At 43.1% G+C, this 19,990-nt stretch carries 17 protein-coding genes; 11 read left to right on the forward strand and 6 right to left on the reverse strand.

Going from position 1 to position 19,990, the window contains the following annotated elements; all coding sequences use genetic code 11:
• Positions 1-107: 107 nt before the first annotated feature.
• On the reverse strand, positions 108-941 hold the full coding sequence (locus tag R7041_RS09950) for a S1 RNA-binding domain-containing protein (protein WP_176310977.1): 834 nt from the start codon (positions 939-941) through the stop codon (positions 108-110).
• Between the two features lie 192 nt (positions 942-1,133).
• Here R7041_RS09950 and R7041_RS09955 point away from each other — a divergent pair, with 192 nt between their 5' ends.
• Complete coding sequence (locus tag R7041_RS09955) at positions 1,134-2,486, forward strand: hypothetical protein (RefSeq protein WP_005377421.1); 1,353 nt, start codon at positions 1,134-1,136, stop codon at positions 2,484-2,486.
• Positions 2,487-2,519: 33 nt separating this feature from the next.
• Here the strand turns inward: R7041_RS09955 and R7041_RS09960 are convergent, their stop codons facing one another.
• Positions 2,520-3,017 (reverse strand): DUF4442 domain-containing protein, encoded by a 498-nt coding sequence (locus tag R7041_RS09960; protein ID WP_005377418.1) that lies wholly within the window; start codon positions 3,015-3,017, stop codon positions 2,520-2,522.
• A 372-nt stretch (positions 3,018-3,389) separates the two neighbouring features.
• Here R7041_RS09960 and R7041_RS09965 point away from each other — a divergent pair, with 372 nt between their 5' ends.
• Both R7041_RS09965 and R7041_RS09970 read left to right on the forward strand, forming a co-directional pair.
• Positions 3,390-4,448 (forward strand): 3-deoxy-7-phosphoheptulonate synthase, encoded by a 1,059-nt coding sequence (locus R7041_RS09965; protein ID WP_005390197.1) that lies wholly within the window; start codon positions 3,390-3,392, stop codon positions 4,446-4,448.
• 21 nt (positions 4,449-4,469) lie between these two features.
• Positions 4,470-4,952, forward strand: a complete 483-nt coding sequence (locus R7041_RS09970; RefSeq protein WP_005377415.1) for a YajQ family cyclic di-GMP-binding protein — start codon at positions 4,470-4,472, stop codon at positions 4,950-4,952.
• A 102-nt stretch (positions 4,953-5,054) separates the two neighbouring features.
• On the opposite strand, the gene R7041_RS09975 is transcribed toward R7041_RS09970, so the two are convergent.
• The gene (locus tag R7041_RS09975) at positions 5,055-5,975 is read right to left on the reverse strand and encodes a bifunctional precorrin-2 dehydrogenase/sirohydrochlorin ferrochelatase (RefSeq protein WP_064368434.1); all 921 of its coding nucleotides are present in this window, start codon (positions 5,973-5,975) and stop codon (positions 5,055-5,057) included.
• 460 nt (positions 5,976-6,435) lie between these two features.
• Here R7041_RS09975 and R7041_RS09980 point away from each other — a divergent pair, with 460 nt between their 5' ends.
• The 5 genes from R7041_RS09980 to R7041_RS10000 all read left to right on the forward strand — a co-directional run bounded on the left by R7041_RS09980 (position 6,436) and on the right by R7041_RS10000 (position 11,677).
• Positions 6,436-7,464 (forward strand): amino acid ABC transporter substrate-binding protein, encoded by a 1,029-nt coding sequence (locus R7041_RS09980; protein WP_005377403.1) that lies wholly within the window; start codon positions 6,436-6,438, stop codon positions 7,462-7,464.
• 217 nt (positions 7,465-7,681) lie between these two features.
• Positions 7,682-8,887 carry an amino acid ABC transporter permease gene (locus tag R7041_RS09985; protein WP_005377402.1) on the forward strand — a complete coding sequence of 402 codons (1,206 nt, stop codon included), beginning with the start codon at positions 7,682-7,684 and terminating at the stop codon, positions 8,885-8,887.
• Position 8,888: 1 nt separating this feature from the next.
• Positions 8,889-9,986, forward strand: a complete 1,098-nt coding sequence (locus tag R7041_RS09990; protein ID WP_005389988.1) for an amino acid ABC transporter permease — start codon at positions 8,889-8,891, stop codon at positions 9,984-9,986.
• Positions 9,987-10,009: 23 nt separating this feature from the next.
• The gene (locus R7041_RS09995) at positions 10,010-10,759 is read left to right on the forward strand and encodes an amino acid ABC transporter ATP-binding protein (RefSeq protein WP_005377400.1); all 750 of its coding nucleotides are present in this window, start codon (positions 10,010-10,012) and stop codon (positions 10,757-10,759) included.
• Between the two features lie 249 nt (positions 10,760-11,008).
• Complete coding sequence (locus R7041_RS10000) at positions 11,009-11,677, forward strand: Bax inhibitor-1/YccA family protein (protein WP_005494926.1); 669 nt, start codon at positions 11,009-11,011, stop codon at positions 11,675-11,677.
• A gap of 76 nt (positions 11,678-11,753) precedes the next feature.
• Here the strand turns inward: R7041_RS10000 and R7041_RS10005 are convergent, their stop codons facing one another.
• Positions 11,754-12,128 (reverse strand): chromosome partitioning protein ParB, encoded by a 375-nt coding sequence (locus tag R7041_RS10005; RefSeq protein ID WP_005377398.1) that lies wholly within the window; start codon positions 12,126-12,128, stop codon positions 11,754-11,756.
• A 908-nt stretch (positions 12,129-13,036) separates the two neighbouring features.
• Here R7041_RS10005 and R7041_RS10010 point away from each other — a divergent pair.
• Positions 13,037-13,366 (forward strand): TusE/DsrC/DsvC family sulfur relay protein, encoded by a 330-nt coding sequence (locus tag R7041_RS10010; RefSeq protein ID WP_005377396.1) that lies wholly within the window; start codon positions 13,037-13,039, stop codon positions 13,364-13,366.
• A gap of 2 nt (positions 13,367-13,368) precedes the next feature.
• On the opposite strand, the gene yccX is transcribed toward R7041_RS10010, so the two are convergent.
• Positions 13,369-13,641, reverse strand: coding sequence for an acylphosphatase (gene yccX, locus R7041_RS10015; RefSeq protein ID WP_017634611.1), 273 nt, complete (start codon positions 13,639-13,641; stop codon positions 13,369-13,371).
• Between the two features lie 90 nt (positions 13,642-13,731).
• Here yccX and R7041_RS10020 point away from each other — a divergent pair, with 90 nt between their 5' ends.
• Both R7041_RS10020 and R7041_RS10025 read left to right on the forward strand, forming a co-directional pair.
• On the forward strand, positions 13,732-15,135 hold the full coding sequence (locus R7041_RS10020; RefSeq protein ID WP_031781373.1) for a methyl-accepting chemotaxis protein: 1,404 nt from the start codon (positions 13,732-13,734) through the stop codon (positions 15,133-15,135).
• Positions 15,136-15,296: 161 nt separating this feature from the next.
• Positions 15,297-16,490, forward strand: coding sequence for a class I SAM-dependent methyltransferase (locus R7041_RS10025; RefSeq protein ID WP_025766603.1), 1,194 nt, complete (start codon positions 15,297-15,299; stop codon positions 16,488-16,490).
• 53 nt (positions 16,491-16,543) lie between these two features.
• Here R7041_RS10025 and R7041_RS10030 read toward each other — a convergent pair.
• Positions 16,544-19,990: VWA domain-containing protein (locus R7041_RS10030; protein ID WP_318114821.1), on the reverse strand; the 3,447-nt coding region annotated here is incomplete at its 5' end.

Below are 19,990 nucleotides of genomic sequence, written 5' to 3' on the forward strand. Positions count from 1 at the left end.
TTGGACAAGTTTAGCGCAGGCTCTGCGGAGCCGTTTCCCCTAGGCCCAAAAAAAGGAAAAGTTTGGGCCGTTTTTTTGGCTGTAGATCCGCTATACGTGAGTTTGGACTACGCTAGACGAATACCGTCTTTCTCAATGACAATTTTACCCTGCTTGTATAAGCCACCGATGGTCTTTTTATAAGTCCCTTTACTTGTGCGGAAAGCATCAAAAATCGCTTCAGGAGACGACTTGTCATTCAAAGGCAAAAATCCGCCTTTCTTCTCTAGCAGGTCAAGGATCTTACTAGAAAGATCGTCCATTTTCGCCACACCTACTTTTTGTAGAGCAAGGTCGATTTTACCATCTTCACGAATGTGCTTAATAAAGCCTTTCAGCTTTTTACCGATGTAAAGCTTACCAAAAACATCCGATGGGAAAATCATGCCCCAATGCTTACCGTTAACGATAGCTTTATAACCAAGTTGACTACGCTCTGCGATGATCAAATCAACTTGTTCGTTAACTTCATAATTCGCTGGAGTTTTATCTAACCATTTATTGAACTTAGTCGTACCAACAATGCGACCTGACGCTTTGTCGGTATAAACATACACTAAAATGGTTTGTCCGGCAGAGAAGCGAGTGCGTTGCTCACTAAAAGGAATCAGTAAGTCCTTTTCTTTGATGCCCCAATTTACAAAAGCACCTGTCGCATTCACACTCTCAATCTTCATTAAACCCCACTCACCCACTTGGGCAATTGGTCTTTCAATGGTCGCAGCAAGTTGGCTTTCTGAATCGAAGTACAGAAATACGTCTACATACTCACCAATTTCAGTACCCTCTGGTACATACTTACTAGGTAGTAGAACAGAACCGTAATCATCGCCATCCAGAAATACGCCAAAATCAGCCTTTTTAATGACTTCTAAGCTGTTAATTTGACCAATTTTAATCATTGATTTTGTCTCTTTTTAAATTTACGTGGAATTATACCTAAACTAACAAGAAAATCAGAGAGAAAAGCATAGTGCTCTGTTATGCTGTTGTCGTTCAGCTATATGCCCCAGTCACTCTTTTAGCACTCTTATACTTACCTGCTCAACGGAACGCATAAGTTAAGAATGCTTTAGCAAAGTCAGGAGCTTTCTTTGGTCACCGTCGATAAACAAGACTCAATAACATTAAAAATCAGTCATGCACTCGCAAAGAGCAAAAGTGTCGACCTAGATATTTACTTTTTTATACCTGGTGAGCTTGGTTTAAACGCCGATATCATCAGTGAATCCGAATTTTATTACACCTCAATCACACAGCAACGATCTTATTACAGTACTGAAATCCTTCTTCCGCTAGTACACAGTCGACTTGCCAAACGTGGACGCCTGTCGAATCAGCAATACCGAGTAAGTTTGAGTTTGTTCGCTTACCAATACGTTATCGCGCTAGACAAAGCGGTAGCAAGTTTAAACAAGCATGAGAACAACTCCGTAACGGAAGATGAAGTGGACGAAGTTATCGAGCTCACGCTTGAGATCTTAAAGCGCTTGCGGCGTTCTATTCCTTATGAAGAGAACTTAAAACGCTACTACGTTAACATCGATAACTATCTGTCTTGGTATACCGAGCAAAAGTTCCTGTCACTGGTGGCCCATCTACCACGTGAAGGCGACTATGGCACGATCAAAAAGCGTCTGATCACGCTATGTGAGAAAGAGCAAGCCCATCGTAAACTCAACAAATACAACTCATCAAGAGTCGTTGAAGACGTTACTCGCCTATCTAACAAAATGCGCTTGCTAAGGCGATTGATTGAACACCCTATCGTGCTTCGTGAAGAAACCATATCGATGGGTAACAACATTAAGCGCGCTATCAAAGGTATTGCAACCGGTTTAGTGATGGTTGTCGTGACCTCGACAGTGATTCTCGCTCGCGATTATCTGGGGGAAATTTCTGCCTCATTCATTATCGCGATGTCTTTTATTTACGCTTTACGAGAAATCTTTAAAGATGATTTACGCGATGCCATGTGGCGATGGATCCGTAAAGGCAAGCCAAAATGGCGTAAGAAGTATGTTGATCCAACGACGAAAAAAGTGGTTGGCAAAAAATTGGAGTGGCTCGATTATCGTACCTTAAGTAGCTTGCCGGATAAGATTCAAAGAATACGTAAAAAACGCGTCGTGCAACGTGAAGAGCAGATTCTTCATTATCACGAGAAAACCGAAATGGCGACCTCTCTTTTCTTGAGTGGTTACGAACAAACGAGAGAAACATTGAACATCAGTTTGCGCCCTATCATCCGCTTGATGGATAAAAGCTCAAACCGAGTTTACCGTTTAAATGAAGGTCAAGTAACCAAAGAGTCAGTAGAGAAACGTCATTTGCTCAATGTGATTGTCAAAGAGGACAACCACACCGATGAGCCTGTTTATTACCGCTGGAAAGTGGTCTTAAATCGCTCCAAAATCGTCTCTATCGAGAAGATTGAACTCAATTAAGCCACCACCTTTAAACAAGCGAGCCACAAACCACTAGGCAGCCTCTTTTCTTTGTTGGGCTGCTTTTTTTATCGAAAGAGTAAGCGAGAATTCAGCCATTGGCTCGTCACCATGTAAGTTAGGACACAGCGCGACAATTTTTACGTCACGATTTACTCGTTCACCCGTTGCCAAGGTGTGCTCGAGCATCTCATCAATGACATGACCATCGTTACAAACAAAGTGCACATCGGCTTCCGGGCGCTTTAAAAACTCGGCTTTCACACCTTTAAATGCCAGCGAGATCGCTTCTCCCTTTTCTTGCGCTTTACTCATAGCAAGAAAACCACCAGCAACATCAGCGCCAACGGCTAAAGCACCGAAATACATGCTATTCAGGTGGTTCTTCGTCCTTCTGCGCAATGGGATACGAACCTCAACATGCTTGCTATCTATCGCAATGATTTTAGGGTGGCAAAGCCAAATCAGCGGCACTTTTGAAAAGCCAAACAGATTTAGATACAAATTCGCACGACGTAGAGCTGATAACATTTTGGTCTCCTTACCAATCTAGTCAGACCAGTTAATCAACGAAAGAAATAGATGTCAAAGAAATGTTAACAAAAGCTCGATCTCACGAGTTATTTAACCTTCAGGAAGTGACGGCGTCACCCGTGAGGTATGAAGTTTATCGCAGTTACTTAGATTACCTTACAGCGAGATAGATAAAATGGTTATAAATTCAAATGTATATATATTGATTTAATGATCAAGTTTTGTCATTTATACATAAGTCATTTAAATGAATACCTACACCTTTGTATACAATTCGGTATTTCCTGGCGAAGATTCCCGTGAAACGGTTTATTCCTGCCTGTAATTCCGTTATCTTTACCCCTTCGCAATAGAGAATAAAGCTATAACATGCCTATAAAAACAGATGAATTGAGAACCCAACCTTTGGGTCCAATGCCTACCCCAGCAGAGCTAGGTAGTGTACATCCTATTACGGATGACGTTGCAGACCGTATCGCTCAATCTCGTCGTCAGATTGAAAACATTTTATCGGGTGAAGACGATCGCCTTCTTGCGATTGTAGGTCCGTGTTCTGTTCACGACACTGAAGCTGCCATTGATTACGCCACTCGCCTGAGTGAAATCCAAGACAAGTACAAAGACGAACTGTTTATCGTGATGCGTACTTACTTTGAAAAGCCTCGTACAGTAGTTGGTTGGAAAGGTTTGATTACGGACCCTAACCTAGATGGTTCTTACGCACTTGAAGCTGGTCTTCATAAAGCTCGTAAACTACTACTGGATATCAACAAGCTTGGTCTTGCGACTGCTACTGAGTTTCTTGATATGATCACTGGCCAATACATCGCGGATTTGATCACTTGGGGCGCGATTGGTGCTCGCACAACGGAATCACAAATTCACCGTGAAATGGCGTCGGCACTATCTTGCCCAGTTGGTTTCAAAAATGGCACAAATGGCAACGTAAAAATTGCAATTGATGCAATTCGCGCATCGAAAGCATCGCATTACTTCTACTCGCCAGATAAGAACGGTCGAATGACGGTTTACCGCACAAGTGGCAACCCTTACGGTCATATTATTCTGCGCGGTGGAGAAAAAGGCCCTAACTTTGATGAAGCATCAGTCAAACAAGCATGTGATGCTTTAGCTGAGTTTGGATTGCCACAACGTTTGGTTGTGGATTTCAGCCATGCAAACTGTCAGAAGCAACACAGAAAACAAATCGACGTAGCTCAAGACATTTGTAACCAAATTAAGTCAGGCAGCACTCGTATTGCGGGTATCATGGCTGAAAGCTTTATTCTTGAAGGCAATCAGCCAATGACTGACATCAATAACCTAACGTATGGTCAGTCTATTACAGATCCATGCCTAGGTTGGGAAGACACTGCTACAATGCTAGATATGCTGGCAAGCGCTGTTAAGTCCCGAAAGTCCCTATAACAAAATAATCAAGGAATCTTCATGCCATCGTTTGATATTGTTTCTGAAATCGATACGGTTGAACTACGTAACGCCGTTGATAACGCTAACCGTGAATTGTCTACTCGTTTCGATTTCCGCAACGTAAATGCGAGCTTTGAGCTAGTAGAAGAAAACGTAAAAATGTCTGCGGAAGGTGACTTCCAACTTAAGCAAATGCGCGACATTTTACGCGGCCACTTAGCGAAGCGTAACATTGACGCGAACGCAATGGATGCACAAGACCCAGACGTTACTGGTAAAAACTGGCACCAAACTCTGCTTTTCCGTCAAGGTATTGATACTCCAACGGCGAAAAAAGTAGTGAAACTTATCAAAGACGCAAAGTTAAAAGTACAAGCTTCTATTCAAGGCGACAAAGTACGTGTTACTGGTAAGAAACGCGACGACCTGCAAGCGACAATGGCAGCGATTCGTGAAGCAGAGATGGGTATCCCATTCCAGTTTAACAACTTCCGTGATTAATCAATCTGAGAAGTAAGTAAAAACGCCAGCGCATAATCCGCTGGCGTTTTTTATTGGCTTTTGTGTAACGAACTACGTATCCACTTTTAGCATTTGGCATTGCTAGATAACCAAGTCCTGCCCTTGCAGCAATACGAATTCGCTCGTTCCTTGTGGTATGAACACGCAAATTCGAAGCTTTTCAGCTTTAGCCTTGGCCAGCATATCCGAAAGCTCAGCAGCGCTCGAGAAATCTTCTCTTTCTGCATCTCTGCGTATTAGTTCTAACACATTCGCTTCACATCGAGTTGAGTACAGAGCCAGCTCCGCTTGTTGCATATAGCGTACGGCTTTTATTGGCAACATCTCAACATCTTTCCCAACATGTATCCAAGTACAACTTCCCTTTTCATCTAAAGGTGTTGCCATGGTCGCTTGGTAAATTGCTTCTAACTCACGATTATCTCGCGCGTTTTCCACCTCGGGATTCGAGAAAAATTGCTCCCAAAACTTGCGGCGTAAATCGACGCTAGGCAGTGCCTCTTTAATTGAGTTTCGCTTTGAGTTAGCAAAATCCGCCATCAACCCCATGTTTTGTGGCAGTATCGATTCAAGCTTTTCACGGATGTTTCGAATTAAAACTGGCGAAGCTCCACCACTAGAGATAGCGATTTGGATGCGGCCACGATTAATCATTGACGGCGTGATGAAATCACAATAAGGCTTATCATCCACAACGTTAACCAAGATGCCTAGCTCTTTGGCATCTTTGTACACTTGGTGATTTAGCTCAGGATTGTCTGTCGTCGCCCACACTTGAACAAAGTTTTTAGTGACAATGTCACTCGAATAGAAACGTTGTACCCAGCGCAGTTGATGCTCAGAAGCAAGCTTAGACAGAAAATCAACCAACGTCGGAGAAACGATAGTCACATCCGCCCCAGCCTTTAGCAACGCTTCCACCTTTCGGCTTGCCACCTCACCGCCACCCACGACGAGAACGGGTTTATTAATTAAATCTAAGAACAGAGGAAAATATCGCATTTCAATCCATGATTACTCTAATTAGCTGTTGTAGACCATGCTACCAAAAATGGGGCAAGCTCATCACCCTGTTTCGGTATCACAAATAATTTTTGTTTGAATTTTTACTGAACTTCACCTTGCTCAGCTAATGACAGTTTTAATAACAACTTTTTATTCTTTTGTATTGTTCACTCTTCTATTGATTGTTCTGATGCACCAAATTGTCCATGAATTGCACTATTTACAAACAATTAACATTTCGTCATTCTAAATCTCAAGGCACTTTGTAAGTTCTCTCAAAACTTCATTTAAATTATATATTTGAGAATTAACAGATCCTTTCCTACGCTTATAACTGGTTGATCTATCGAATGCCGTTTCTTCGAAAATCAATCACGTAGGACGATAACTCTAACGAATTGGACACGTTATTTCAGGTCACTCCTGATTAAACATGGATCATACAGGAAGGATACAAATGGCAAATAAACTCACAGTTCTTGCTTCCGTCGTAGCGGCTTCTACTGCGATGATGGCAACATCAGCTCAAGCAGCAGACACTACTCTGGACAAAGTCACAAAACAAGGTTTTCTTACTTGTGGCGTAAGTACCGGTCTACCTGGTTTCTCTAACCCTAACTCAAAAGGCGAATGGGAAGGTATCGACGTAGAATATTGCCAAGCACTGGCTGCAGCCGTTCTTGGGGATAAAACGAAAGTTAAATATGTACCCCTAACCGCAAAAGAACGTTTCACTGCGCTTCAATCTGGTGAGATTGATGTGCTTTCCCGTAACACGACCTGGACTCTCCACCGTGACACTGCACTGGGCCTAAACTTCGTAGGTGTGAACTACTACGACGGTCAAGGTTTTATGGTGAAGAAGGAACTTGGTATATCAAGTGCTAAAGAGCTTGATGGTGCGTCGGTATGTGTTCAATCAGGTACAACAACCGAGCTAAACCTTGCAGATTATTTCCGCAACCAAGGCATGGCGTACAAACCTGTGGTATTCGACACAGCGGCGCAAACTTCGAAAGGTTTTGATGCGGGACGCTGTGACGTATTAACAACTGACCAATCTGGCCTTTATGCACTGCGTTTGAATTTGAAAGATCCGTCCTCTGCGGCCGTTCTTCCAGAAATCATCTCTAAAGAGCCACTAGGTCCAGTCGTTCGTCAAGGCGATGATCAATGGTTTAACATCGCTAAGTGGACATTGTCTGCGATGATTAACGCTGAAGAATACGGTATTAGTTCGAAGAATGCGGATGAAATGCTGAAGTCAACAGATCCAAACATCAAACGTATCCTTGGTGTTGATGGCCCTAAAGGCAAAGGGTTGGGTATCCGCGACGATTGGGGCTACCAGGTTATCAAACAAGTTGGTAACTATGGTGAAAGCTTCGAACGTACAGTCGGTACTGGTTCGCCGTTAGAAATCTCTCGTGGCGTTAATGCGCTATGGAATGCAGGCGGCTTTATGTACGCGCCACCAATCCGATAGAAAGAGTTAATCAGGGCGGTTCATGCCGCCCTTTTTCTTGATTATATCTCACTGTATGAGTAAGGATCGCTCATTGGATGGCGAAAAGCGCTCGCTTGGTGGAACGGCTTTAAAGGTTCGTACGTCACCAGACATGGAGCGTTATTCTTTAGCCAGCAAGGACGAAACTTCGTTATACAGGCCGATATCTATAACTAAGGTTTGAGGTTATCGCTGTATGAAACCGACACAAGATGCATCGCCAAGTACGATGTCCAAACCAAGCGGAAGCAAGAGCCTGATTTATAATCCTGCCTTTCGTTCTGCTATTTTCCAGATCATTGCCATTGCTGCACTGGTATTTTTCTTTTACACGATTGTAAACAACGCTCTCAATAACTTAGATGCTCGTGGTATTGCAACGGGCTTCGGTTTTCTGAATCAAGAAGCCGGGTTTGGTATTGGGTTAACATTAATTGAATACGATGAAACGTACTCTTACGGTAGAACATTTATCATCGGCCTTCTTAATACGGCGTTAGTCTCTGTATTAGGTATTATTCTGGCTACTGTGATTGGCTTTACCATGGGGGTTGCCCGCCTTTCTTCTAACTGGTTAGTTAGTCGTTTAGCGGCAGTTTATATCGAAACTTTCCGAAATATCCCCCTTCTTCTGCAAATATTCTTCTGGTATTTCGCTGTTCTTCAAGCATTACCCTCACCACGCCAAAGCTTAAGTCTTGGTGAAGCTATTTTCCTGAACGTTCGTGGCTTATATTTCCCTGCACCGACTATGGAACCTGGCAGTAGCTACGTTATTGCCGCGTTAATCTTCGGGGTAATCGCAAGCTTATTAATTAATGTATGGGCGAATAATAAGCAACGTCTCACTGGGCAACAAACCCCAATGGGAAGAATAGTTTTGGGTTTAGTTGTTGGCCTTCCATTGGTTGTGTACTTCCTTGCTGGTATGCCAATTTCACTGAATTATCCTGAACTAAAAGGGTTTAACTTCCGAGGTGGTATTAGCATTATTCCTGAATTGGCTGCGCTACTTTTGGCATTGAGTGTTTATACAGCTTCTTTCATTGCTGAGATTGTGCGCTCTGGTATTAATGCGGTTAGCCATGGTCAAACCGAAGCAGCGATGTCGCTAGGCTTACCACGCTCGAAAACTTTAAAGCTTGTTGTCATTCCTCAAGCGTTACGAATTATTATTCCACCTTTAACCAGTCAATATCTCAACCTCACCAAAAACTCATCGTTAGCGATGGCGATTGGTTACCCAGATCTTGTCTCTGTGTTTGCTGGTACTACCCTGAACCAAACGGGACAAGCGATTGAGATCATTGCGATGACGATGGGCGTGTACTTGACATTAAGTCTGATTACGTCTGCATTAATGAACTTGTATAACCGTAAAGTCGCGCTGGTGGAGAGATAATATGAGTACTCATCAATTTCAACCGGATCTCCCGCCACCCGCCAATACTGTAGGCTTCGTTGGTTGGATGCGGAAAAATCTATTTAATGGCCCTATCAATTCCATTGTTACTGTCATTCTTGCGTATATTGTCGTAACTGCAATATGGTATATCGTGGATTGGGCGTTTATTAACGCAGACTGGATTGGCTCAACGCGTGACGACTGTAGCCGAGATGGTGCTTGCTGGGTATTTATCAGCGTGCGCTGGGAGCAGTTCATGTATGGTTTTTATCCAGAGTCCGAACTATGGCGCCCTCGCCTGTTCTATATCACATTAGCCATATTTACTGTTTTACTCGCGTATGAGAAGACACCGAAACGGATGTGGATTTGGCTTTTCTTCGTAAACATCTACCCATTCATCATCGCTGGACTTTTATACGGTGGTGTCTTTGGACTAGAAGTGGTAGATACACACAAGTGGGGTGGACTACTCGTTACGCTCATTATTGCGCTAGTTGGTATCGTAGTTTCATTGCCAATTGGTGTGGTGCTTGCGCTTGGTAGACGTTCAGAGATGCCGATCATTCGCAGCATTTGTACCGTCTACATTGAAGTTTGGCGTGGCGTTCCGCTGATTACGGTTTTGTTCATGGCTTCGGTTATGCTTCCATTATTTATGTCTGAAGGTTCAGAGACAGATAAACTGATTCGCGCCCTTATCGGTGTGGTTATGTTTGCCTCCGCTTACATGGCAGAAGTGGTACGCGGTGGTCTACAAGCCATTCCGAAAGGTCAATATGAAGCCGCTGATGCGCTTGGGTTAAGTTACTGGAAAAAGACTGGGCTGATTATCTTGCCACAGGCGCTAAAGATTACTATTCCTTCTATCGTGAACACCTTCATCGGTTTGTTTAAAGACACCAGTTTAGTACTCATCATTGGCATGTTTGACGTACTCGGTATAGGGCAAGCAGCAAACACCGACCCTGAATGGTTAGGTTTTGCTACAGAAAGTTATGTATTTGTCGCGTTAGTGTTTTGGGTATTTTGTTTTGGCATGTCGCGCTATTCGATATGGCTTGAAAACAAACTTCATACCGGTCACAAACGATAACTCATCAAGAGCAAGGACGTATTATGACGCAACAACAAGACTACATGATCCAATTGAAGGACATGAATAAATGGTATGGTGAGTTTCACGTACTAAAAAATATTAACCTCGACGTTAAGCGCGGCGAGAAAATCGTTATCTGTGGTCCATCAGGGTCGGGAAAATCAACGATGATTCGCTGTATTAACCGCCTTGAAGAACACCAAGCAGGCAGCATTTACGTCTCTGGTACGGAATTAACTGAAGACTTAAAGAACATTGAAGCAGTACGCCGAGAAGTGGGCATGTGCTTTCAACACTTTAATCTCTTCCCTCATTTAACCGTACTGGAAAACTGTACGCTCGCGCCTATCTGGGTGAAGAAGATGCCAAAAGATGAGGCAGAAGCAGTTGCGATGAAATATCTGGAACGTGTAAAAATTCCAGACCAAGCGGAGAAGTATCCCGGTCAGCTGTCTGGTGGTCAGCAGCAACGTGTGGCGATTGCTCGCTCTTTGTGTATGAACCCTAAAGTCATGCTTTTTGATGAGCCAACATCTGCACTCGACCCGGAAATGGTTCGCGAAGTACTGGATGTAATGGTCGAACTCGCCGAGGAAGGCATGACTATGCTATGTGTGACACATGAAATGGGCTTTGCTAAAGAGGTTGCCGATCGCGTGATATTCATGGACGCAGGAGAGATCATCGAAGAAAACAACCCTGTTGATTTCTTCGAAAATCCTCAATCGGATAGGACCCAAAATTTCCTAGCGCAAATCTTACACCACTAAGATTTAGCCGAATCGACATAAAAAAGCACTGGTTTCTATGAAGCCAGTGCTTTTTGTTACTAAATTCAAAAATCTGTGTAAGAATCAACATAGCTATGCTAGGCAGTAATATTGTGTTACAAGTTGCCAAATACATAACATCTTATTTCCATTATCATTTTATCTAGGATATGCATGAAAAGGGCTTGATTTTTTGAACTTTCAGCCCCATAAATGTACCAATAGTAAACTCCCTTATTGAGGATAATTATGAACAGTCCAATGTTTACTCGTTCAACAAGTGTTCCTAATACACTAGAAACTAACAAAGTACTGAAAAACACTTACTTCCTACTGTCGATGACACTGATGACCAGTGCTATCGCAGCAGTCGCGACTATGGCAATGCAAATTTCACCAATCATGGCAATTGTGATGCAGCTTGCAGCGATTGGTATTTTGTTCTTTGTTATGCCAAAGGCAATCAACTCATCATCTGGTATCGTTTGGACATTCGTTTTCACGACTCTAATGGGTGGTGCTTTAGGTCCAATGCTTAACTACTACGCATCAATTCCAAACGGTCCTACTATCATTGCTCAAGCTCTAGGTTTGACTGGTATGGTGTTCCTTGGCCTATCGGCTTACACCATTTCAAGCAAGAAAGATTTCTCTTTCATGCGCAACTTCCTGATGGCAGGTTTGATCATTGTGATCGTTGCAGCGCTGATTAACATCTTCGTTGGTTCAACAATGGCTCACCTAGTAATCAGCAGTGTTTCTGCACTCGTGTTCTCTGGTTTCATCCTATTCGATACAAGTCGTATCGTTCGTGGTGAAGAGACAAACTACATCAGTGCAACAATTTCGATGTACCTAAACATCCTTAACTTGTTCACTAGTCTGCTAAGCATTCTAGGCATCATGAACGACGATTAATCGTTTCTCGTTAAGTAGAATAAAAAAGCCCGAAGGTAATTCCTTCGGGCTTTTTCTTTGTGTGCAATTCAGTGTATTACGCCTGCTCTACTGACAACTCTATAACTTCGTCAGCTTCTGGATTTTCTCTAAAGCGTCTCACTTTGATCGTTTCCTCTCCTAACATGATTTGCTTGGCGATTCGGTGCATACCGTCAAAAACACGATAGTCACTGGTTAAGATTACCGGATACGACAAATCAGCATTGTTGATTCGTTGGCAATGTTTTGCAATTTCACGGCAGGTTGGCTGTGGCCCTTCATGACTAAACCAAGTCACTTCATTTGGGCCTTTGATATCATCAATCGAAATTTCTTCTACAGGTAAGGATTCTGCAAGTTGCCAAATACGCTCGATGGACCAAGTGGATTTTACATTGTCATTAATCTCAATGTAACGTTGTTTCGACATGACTAACTCCTTGTCATCATTGTTGTTTCTAACCTGAATACAGGCTTTCATTAATCCAATGAGAATATCGGTCTATGAAAACAAACACAACGTTTAAGCTATTAATTCTCAAACAATCGCTATATCGCTTGTATGAGCGCTTTATAATCACCTCTCTCAGTTTGTAAACTGATTTCAAGGTATAACTTGTCTTAATTCAAACCGCGACTTCGCAATCGCTCATCGACTGATGACAAGAAGCAAAATACTCCAAACGCAACCCACCAATAACCGAACATCTTGAGCGCGGGCAACCAGACTACTGATTTACCAGCTACGCTAAAAAATATGTAGGCCGACATCATCGGTGTCACTAACATGACTCCCCAAGTCAAAAAAAGTAACGGCCCATAGATGTACTGCAACCAAGCATACTTCGGTTTTATAGGATTATGTTTTACAAATCCCGTCAGACATAGAAAAGAGAAAATGCTAAAGCATGCTTGCAGTACCGCCCATCCAATGGAAACGAAAAGATTCGACCACTCCATACACTCCTGAATTGCTCCGTGTTGTTGTTAAGCATGGGTGAACATAACGATTTTTTTCAATTTATTCTTTTGATTTAAAACTAGTTTATATTCGTTGTGATCGACTTATCTAAAACAATAAATATAACTGACAAATCAATCACACCAAGCGAATTGCATAACAATGCAAAACCACCGATATCAACCCCGAAAATTTTCTAACAACACGAATAAAAAAACAAACTTATGCTTAAAATATAATTTAAGAGTATTCAGTTATAGGCCACTACTTTGTACGCTTTTGATTCGCTCGATACGACTTCGAGATTCTTTTGTTGAGAACATTCTCGGCTGTCGCTAATCTATAAACATCCATGTTTACTTAACGGATAAAACGTTATGTTCGTTTACAACGGCAAAGAAATTGAAACGGATGCTCAAGGCTACTTATTGGATCATACTCAATGGGAAGAAGGTATGATTGAGCTTTTAGCAAAAGAAGAAGACATCGAGCTTACGGATGCTCATTTGGAAGTTGTGCATTTTGTGCGAGACTTTTATGAAGAGTTTAATACCTCCCCTGCAGTGCGTATGCTTGTGAAAGCGATGGAAAAAGCGCACGGCCCAGAAAAAGGTAACAGTAAGTATCTATTCAAGCTGTTTAAAAAGGGGCCAGCCAAACAAGCAACCAAATTAGCCGGCCTACCAAAGCCAGCTAAATGCTTGTAGATTCATAAAATTTTAAAACCGCGTAACGGCTTATACGACGCAGGTTCCTGCATCACATGCTCTACTGTTGCCGTTCGCGGTCCTTCTTGTAACCATTCCGAAAACGCAACTATTTGCGCGTCTGTTCCACACGCCATCACTTCAACATCACCATTGTTTAGGTTCTTCGCATAACCTGTTAACCCTAGCTTCAATCCTTGATGGGAAGTATGGTAACGAAAGCCCACGCCTTGAACATGACCTTTTACTATAAATCTCTCACACTTTACGTTCATCTTTGTACCGCTTCTTTTTACTGAGTGATATATTCTTTTCGTCTATTCACCCCACTAAGGATAGTGGGTTTTTGCACGGTTATTATAATTATGAAAGAAATTCCATTCCGCTGGATTGATAAGTATCTCATTCACTTAAAGATTCAAGAAAAGTTCTATTTGCTCTTCGTTCTCCCTCTTCTTGCTTTAGTCATTCTCACTCTCGTCCTTAATAGCGCGGCTAATACACTGATCTCAAATATGTACCAAGAAGAGCTCATGCTTATGAAAGGTCTGATAGAGGCAGGCAACCTTTCTCAATCTCAAGTAGCAAGCCTCATAGCGGGTTCAGAAACCGTTTCTATTGGCTCAGGGCCGCAATCCGTGTCAGTTTTAAATGGTGCGTACAGCTTGGTTGCAAACCATGAACTTTCTTTATGGACTGCCCTATCAACGACTCAAGTGAGCATCATCTGTGTGAGCTTGTTTATTCTCGCTCTTGGCGTTTACTACATCATGACGTTTATTGGCGGCGCGATGTTCACGATGAACAAAGCATTAAACACTCTTGCTGGTGGCGACCTAACTGCGAGAATGAACTTCTTCCCTGTTCGCGACGAGTTTAGTGAAATTGCTATTACGATAGACAAAGTTGCAGAACGAGAGCAACAAATGGTGCTGTCGATTCAAGAGTCTGTGGCTTTAATGCAACAAATTAGCTCAGATCTGAATCAATCGATTCATCACAGTTCAGATATTTCAGCGACTCAGCAGGAACACCTCAACTCTCTTGCGAGTGCAACTGAACAGATGGCATCAACGATTCGAGAAGTCGCGACACTAGCTCACGATTCAAGCACGCAAACCGATGATGCACGTAACGTGGCTCAGTCTGGACAAGTGAAAGTTGAGAATACGCTTCACTCGATTTCGAACCTTTCTAATGAGATTCAATCTGCGTCTCAAGCCGTTGCCGAGTTAGATGCCAATGCAGCACAAATTGATGAAGTAGTGACAACAATCAATGGGATCTCCGAGCAAACCAACCTACTTGCTCTGAACGCGGCTATTGAAGCTGCACGTGCTGGAGAACAAGGTCGTGGATTTGCGGTCGTTGCGGATGAGGTTCGCGCTCTTGCGGGACGCACTCAGCAAGCGACAGTTGAAATCCAAACGATGATTGAATCATTACAGCGTAACAGCCAGTCGCTTACTAAGCTGATGGAAGTGACAGTTAATAATGCAAATGAGGGACAAAACCTCATGACGGAAGTGAATCACGAAATCGGCTCTTTGGCAGATAAAAATCAAACTATCTCCGACAGTAGCATTCAAATTGCAACAGCAGCTGAAGAGCAAGGTGTAGTCGCGGACAATATCGCCTCAAGCGTTGAAGAAATTCGAGTTCAAGCAGATAACGTGTGCAATATGATAAGCACGACTTCACAAAACGTTGATCAACTGCGTAAGCAAAGCGACACAATGGAAGCACTACTTACTGGACTTAAAGCATAGCAACGGAATCTGTTACAGCAAATTCAAATAAAAGGGTCACTTTAGTGACCTTTTTTGTATTTAAAAGTCACTACAATGTACTGGATTGCCGAGGGATATTGCTTTTACCATTCACATCCCGGACAATACGCCCCTTTCAAAATTCAACAAGAGCTAATGAAATGACAGCTGCTATCTATTTGGTTAAAGGTCGTGAGAAATCGGTCAAGCGCAAGCACCCTTGGATCTTCTCTCGAGGCATCAACAAAGTTGAGGGCGAACCTGCTCTTGGCGAAACGGTTGATGTATTCACTCACGACGGTAAATGGCTAGCTAAAGCGGCATATTCGCCAGCTTCACAAATTCGTGCTCGTATTTGGAGTTTTGATAAAGAAGAAATCGACACCGCGTTTTTCGTTAAACGACTTAAAGACGCACAACTTCTTCGTGAAGACATTATCGAACGTGATGGCCTTACGGGTTATCGCCTTATCGCAGCAGAGTCTGACGGCTTACCAGGCGTTACGATCGACCGTTACCAAAATTTCTTTGTGTGCCAACTTCTCAGTGCTGGCGCAGAACACAATAAGCAGGCTATTGTTGACGCTCTGGTTGAGTGCTTCCCTGATTGTAATGTGTACGAGCGCTCTGACGTGGCCGTTCGTAAAAAAGAAGGTTTAAAAGAGAGCACGGGCGTCTTGCACGGCGAAGAGCCACCTAAATCAGTCGTCATCGAAGAAAATGGCGTAAAGATTAGTGTAGATATCGTTGGCGGACACAAAACAGGTTTCTACCTAGATCAACGTGATAGTCGCCAGCAAGCGATGAAATATATGAAAGGCAAAGAAGTTCTTAACTGCTTCTCTTACACAGGTGGCTTCGGACTTTACGCTCTAAAAGGTGATGCAAAGCGTGTGATTAACGCTGACGTGTCGCAACCTGCTTTAGATACCGCAAAATTCAACGCAGAGCTAAACGAGTTTGATATTTCGAAGAAGCGTGCCGTGTTCCTAAATGCAGACGTGTTTAAGCTGCTTCGTGAGTATCGTGATCAAGGAACTCAGTTCGATGTTGTGATCATGGACCCACCGAAGTTCGCAGAGAGCAAAGCACAACTAAACGGCGCATGTCGTGGTTACAAAGACATCAACATGCTAGCAATGCAAATTCTAAAACCGGGCGGCACGCTACTAACCTACTCGTGCTCTGGCTTGATGGATCAAGTTCTGTTCCAGAAAATCATCGCTGATGCAGCCGTAGATGCTAACCGCCAAGTAAAGTTTGTGGAGCGTTTTGAACAAGCCGCTGACCACCCAACCGATACCGCATATCCAGAAGGTTTCTACTTAAAAGGTTTTGCATGTAAAGTGCTTTAGGCTACGAATAAGTAAGACAAAGCAGAAGAAAAGGGCCTACTGGCCCTTTTTCATTATGGCTCTAAGTTAACCTTAGTTAGTGCGGATAACACATCTCTCTCAAAGTCCGCATTTCCCACGATTAAATCACTAAACTCTGTCGCCCCGTTTTCTATTACGATAGTTTGAATTGAGTTTCCATCGTTATGGGTTATTTCTAGAGATAAGTCATCGCCATCAATGTTCAAGTCAATACTATTGAGAAGTTCTTCTATCGTATTGTGCCCTGCATCTTCAACGACTTCACTCAGATCTAAGGTGTCCAAATCTCTCTCAAAACCTCTAATTAGATCTGTTCCTGTATCCAAGGAGTCGTTGACCCATTTAAAGACATCTGCCTCGTTATCATTACCGATCAAGATGTCATGACTTACGTCCACTTCAGCTTCAATAATATTTGCAGAGCCATTACTTGAAGCATTTACTCCTCCGTTTTCATCAATAACGAATTGCAGGGTGTTCTCACTTTGATCACCATCGTTATCCGTCAATACATAATCGAAGTCTAACGTTTCAACTGTATCACCCACCGCACCATAAAATGCATACGCACCGTCGTTTAAGTCGATTTCCAGAGTATGTTTGCTGTCGATATAGATAGTAAGCTGCATCGTTGTGTCGTCAAATGCATGCGAAATACCATCGTTATTGTCAGTTACTATTAGGTCTGAACCATCAAACGAATAAGTGACACCGTCATGTTCTATTTCGCTAATATAACCACCATCTGCACCAATACCTGTATCTGGAGAAGTGGTATACATCAAGTTCCCCCCAACAGGTTGAATCACTGACTGCAACATAACCGGAGGTAATTGAGTTACGTCAGGAACCACAACACCATCAAGGTCTTGATTCAAAAAGCCATCATATGCTACGCGATCTAATTGCTCCGGCATAAGATTAACGCCCATACCATACGCTAGGGCTGTTATCTGATTATCAGGATCGGTTAGGTGATCAATCCAACTCTGCTCGCGAGCGTCGTTTATAAATGATGACGCAGGGTTTGGCTGACCATCTGACAAGAAGTAACTAACATTCGACGCACTGGTTAACTTACCTACATCATCCCATGACTGTTTTGCTTCATTTAGCGCGTTGTTATAGTTAGTCGCGCCACCCGCAGTTAGCGTCTCAATATACGCTTTGGCCTCCTCGACCGTCAGCCACGTCGCAGCACCTATAGCGTAAGTGGATGCTGTACTGCTATAAGTAATAATTTGAACTCGCGTTTGACCGATAGACTCATATTGATTCAATAACTGAGTTGCCGAATCTTTCATTATCTGCAAGCGATTATCCGTTCGCATAGAACCCGAGACATCCATTATGAGCTGAACGTTGGCACTTTCTTTAGTTTCTGCAACTACATCGTGAATAATAGATGCAGAATCTGGTGAGTCATCTTCCACAATAACGTTGACCGTTGTGGAGTTAGTAAGACCACGAGCATTCGAGACAAGCACAGGCACCTCAATATTTAAGGTGTCTTCTCCAGATGGGTTGGAGTGATCAATCGGACCAAGAAGCTCCGTAGATACCACTCCAGTATCATTGACTGATATTTTGATAACCTCTTCACCGTTAGCTGAACCGATAAGCATTTGGTCGTTATTTGATAACGTCCACGTTACAGAGATACCGTTACTAGTAAGAGCTGTAGATGGTTCACTGAGCGTAACAGAATCAACGGTTTGACCCAGCGTCAATTGTTCTACATCAGTACTCGAGTCAGTTGTGTCATCAAAGCCGTTTAGAGCAGAGTCATCAGCAATGGCGTTGCTTAAGCCTTCCTCAGAAACGTTTAGTGTTACACCTTCTACAATTGGTGGGGCGTAAGGGTTGACAGAAAAGTACCCCGTTTTACTGTCGCCATCATTATCAGTAATAGTGTAGTTAAAATCGATATCCCCATCGCCATAAGGTGAGGTCAAAGGCAAGTATTGGAAGAACTCCCATTTTCCAGTGCTAGGTGTAAGTTGAACTTCGAATGCAAGCTCTCCATCAGCCTCTGCAATCAGTCTATTAGAGTTTTGTGGATCGACGTATATCAACACGTCTTTACCATCTAGAGTCTCTAAACCAGCCTCACCTCCATTTAAGACTATAGAACCAGGGCCATCAGCTCCATATACAGCACCGAGGTTCCCATCCGCACTAGCAATTGGCACGCCAGAGTACGCACCTGTAAAGGTTATTGATTTAACGGTAAAGTCACTGTTGTCTTCAGTATCCGGGCCATTGCCATTACTGGTCGCCTCGAGGATGATTTTATCAAAGCCTCCCTGTTGAACATTGAAATTTGCCGCGTAATCACCACTGCTTGCGTCAGAGCTGAACGATTGCTGAGCAATTAATACACCATCTCTATAAAAAGATGCGATTCCTTTCTCAAGTTCACCACCAAACATTTTCTCAAATTCTATTTCTGCTCCGTAAGCAACTTTATTGCCTAAGTCTATGATTAACTGCTCTGATACACCCTCATTACCCGCGAATCGATAATCGACTTCGTTTTCTAATTGGAAGCCGTTGTTACCAGAACTTTTAACGCCAATCCCTTCTGATGATTGATTGATTTCAGCTGTTCCCAGCATCACAGATTCGTCAGACACAAAACCGTTTGCAGTCACAACAACGTCCCCAAATGTTCGACTGGTTGCATCTGCCTCACTTCCTGCAAAATCTATGCGCCCTGTCAGAACGTTAGGTGCACCAGTAAGCGACACATCGACGGGTTGAACAACAACAGGCACGTATGGGCAATCATCTTCAACGGCCACATTTAAGCTTTGAGATGTTGTTGTTTGTCCATCACTTACAGAAATCTGTAAATCAAAGTTGATGATGTCTTCCACATCATTAACAGGATGATCAAGTGGCTCAAACAGAGTAATAGTATAGTCCCAAGAGCCTTGACCTGAAGCTGAAGGCTCGCTCAGCACAACAGTAGCAACAACGCTCAGGTGAGCAGTTTTCGCAGTCAGCGTTTGAGTACTGTTGTCCCACGTCCACGATATAGGCTCCCCTCCTGATGTTAGGTTGTTAGGGCCTGCCAATACCACTGAAACATTCGCCGTGTCTGGATCGGCAACTGTGAATGTTCCTGAGAAACTTGCGGAGTTAGTGGTGTCTGAAGGTGCTCCTGTATTATCAGGGATACCATTAGCTAAACCTTCTTCCGAAACAACTGCATTCACAACATTTGAAATAGAAGGAGGAGCATCATTATCAATAATCGTTGCCGTCCCCGTATCGCTGCCTTGCACTGCGCCAATGCCAGTCACCGTCACACTGAAATCTTCAGGGCCTTCATAAACAGCATCATCAATGGCAGCGATGCGCACATCAAACTCAGTTTGCCCTGCTGGCACCGTTACCACGCCATCGTTTGGCACTGCAACCCAACCGGAGCCTGTGTTGTATTCTAAGGTGCCTAAGTCTCCAACTTCGGTGTC

Source organism: Vibrio sp. 1751 (assembly GCF_033339895.1).
GTDB lineage: Bacteria > Pseudomonadota > Gammaproteobacteria > Enterobacterales > Vibrionaceae > Vibrio > Vibrio alginolyticus.

Excerpts from the sequence above, each read along its gene's own strand:
- R7041_RS09950 (WP_176310977.1), bottom strand. The coding sequence starts at position 941 with ATGATTAAAATTGGTCAAATTAACAGCTTAGAAGTCATTAAAAAGGCT.
- R7041_RS09960 (WP_005377418.1), bottom strand. The coding sequence starts at position 3,017 with ATGTTATCAGCTCTACGTCGTGCGAATTTGTATCTAAATCTGTTTGGC.
- R7041_RS09965 (WP_005390197.1), top strand. The coding sequence starts at position 3,390 with ATGCCTATAAAAACAGATGAATTGAGAACCCAACCTTTGGGTCCAATG.
- R7041_RS09970 (WP_005377415.1), top strand. The coding sequence starts at position 4,470 with ATGCCATCGTTTGATATTGTTTCTGAAATCGATACGGTTGAACTACGT.
- R7041_RS09975 (WP_064368434.1), bottom strand. The coding sequence starts at position 5,975 with ATGCGATATTTTCCTCTGTTCTTAGATTTAATTAATAAACCCGTTCTC.
- R7041_RS09980 (WP_005377403.1), top strand. The coding sequence starts at position 6,436 with ATGGCAAATAAACTCACAGTTCTTGCTTCCGTCGTAGCGGCTTCTACT.
- R7041_RS09985 (WP_005377402.1), top strand. The coding sequence starts at position 7,682 with ATGAAACCGACACAAGATGCATCGCCAAGTACGATGTCCAAACCAAGC.
- R7041_RS09990 (WP_005389988.1), top strand. The coding sequence starts at position 8,889 with ATGAGTACTCATCAATTTCAACCGGATCTCCCGCCACCCGCCAATACT.
- R7041_RS09995 (WP_005377400.1), top strand. The coding sequence starts at position 10,010 with ATGACGCAACAACAAGACTACATGATCCAATTGAAGGACATGAATAAA.
- R7041_RS10000 (WP_005494926.1), top strand. The coding sequence starts at position 11,009 with ATGAACAGTCCAATGTTTACTCGTTCAACAAGTGTTCCTAATACACTA.
- R7041_RS10005 (WP_005377398.1), bottom strand. The coding sequence starts at position 12,128 with ATGTCGAAACAACGTTACATTGAGATTAATGACAATGTAAAATCCACT.
- R7041_RS10010 (WP_005377396.1), top strand. The coding sequence starts at position 13,037 with ATGTTCGTTTACAACGGCAAAGAAATTGAAACGGATGCTCAAGGCTAC.
- yccX (WP_017634611.1), bottom strand. The coding sequence starts at position 13,641 with ATGAACGTAAAGTGTGAGAGATTTATAGTAAAAGGTCATGTTCAAGGC.
- R7041_RS10020 (WP_031781373.1), top strand. The coding sequence starts at position 13,732 with ATGAAAGAAATTCCATTCCGCTGGATTGATAAGTATCTCATTCACTTA.
- R7041_RS10025 (WP_025766603.1), top strand. The coding sequence starts at position 15,297 with ATGACAGCTGCTATCTATTTGGTTAAAGGTCGTGAGAAATCGGTCAAG.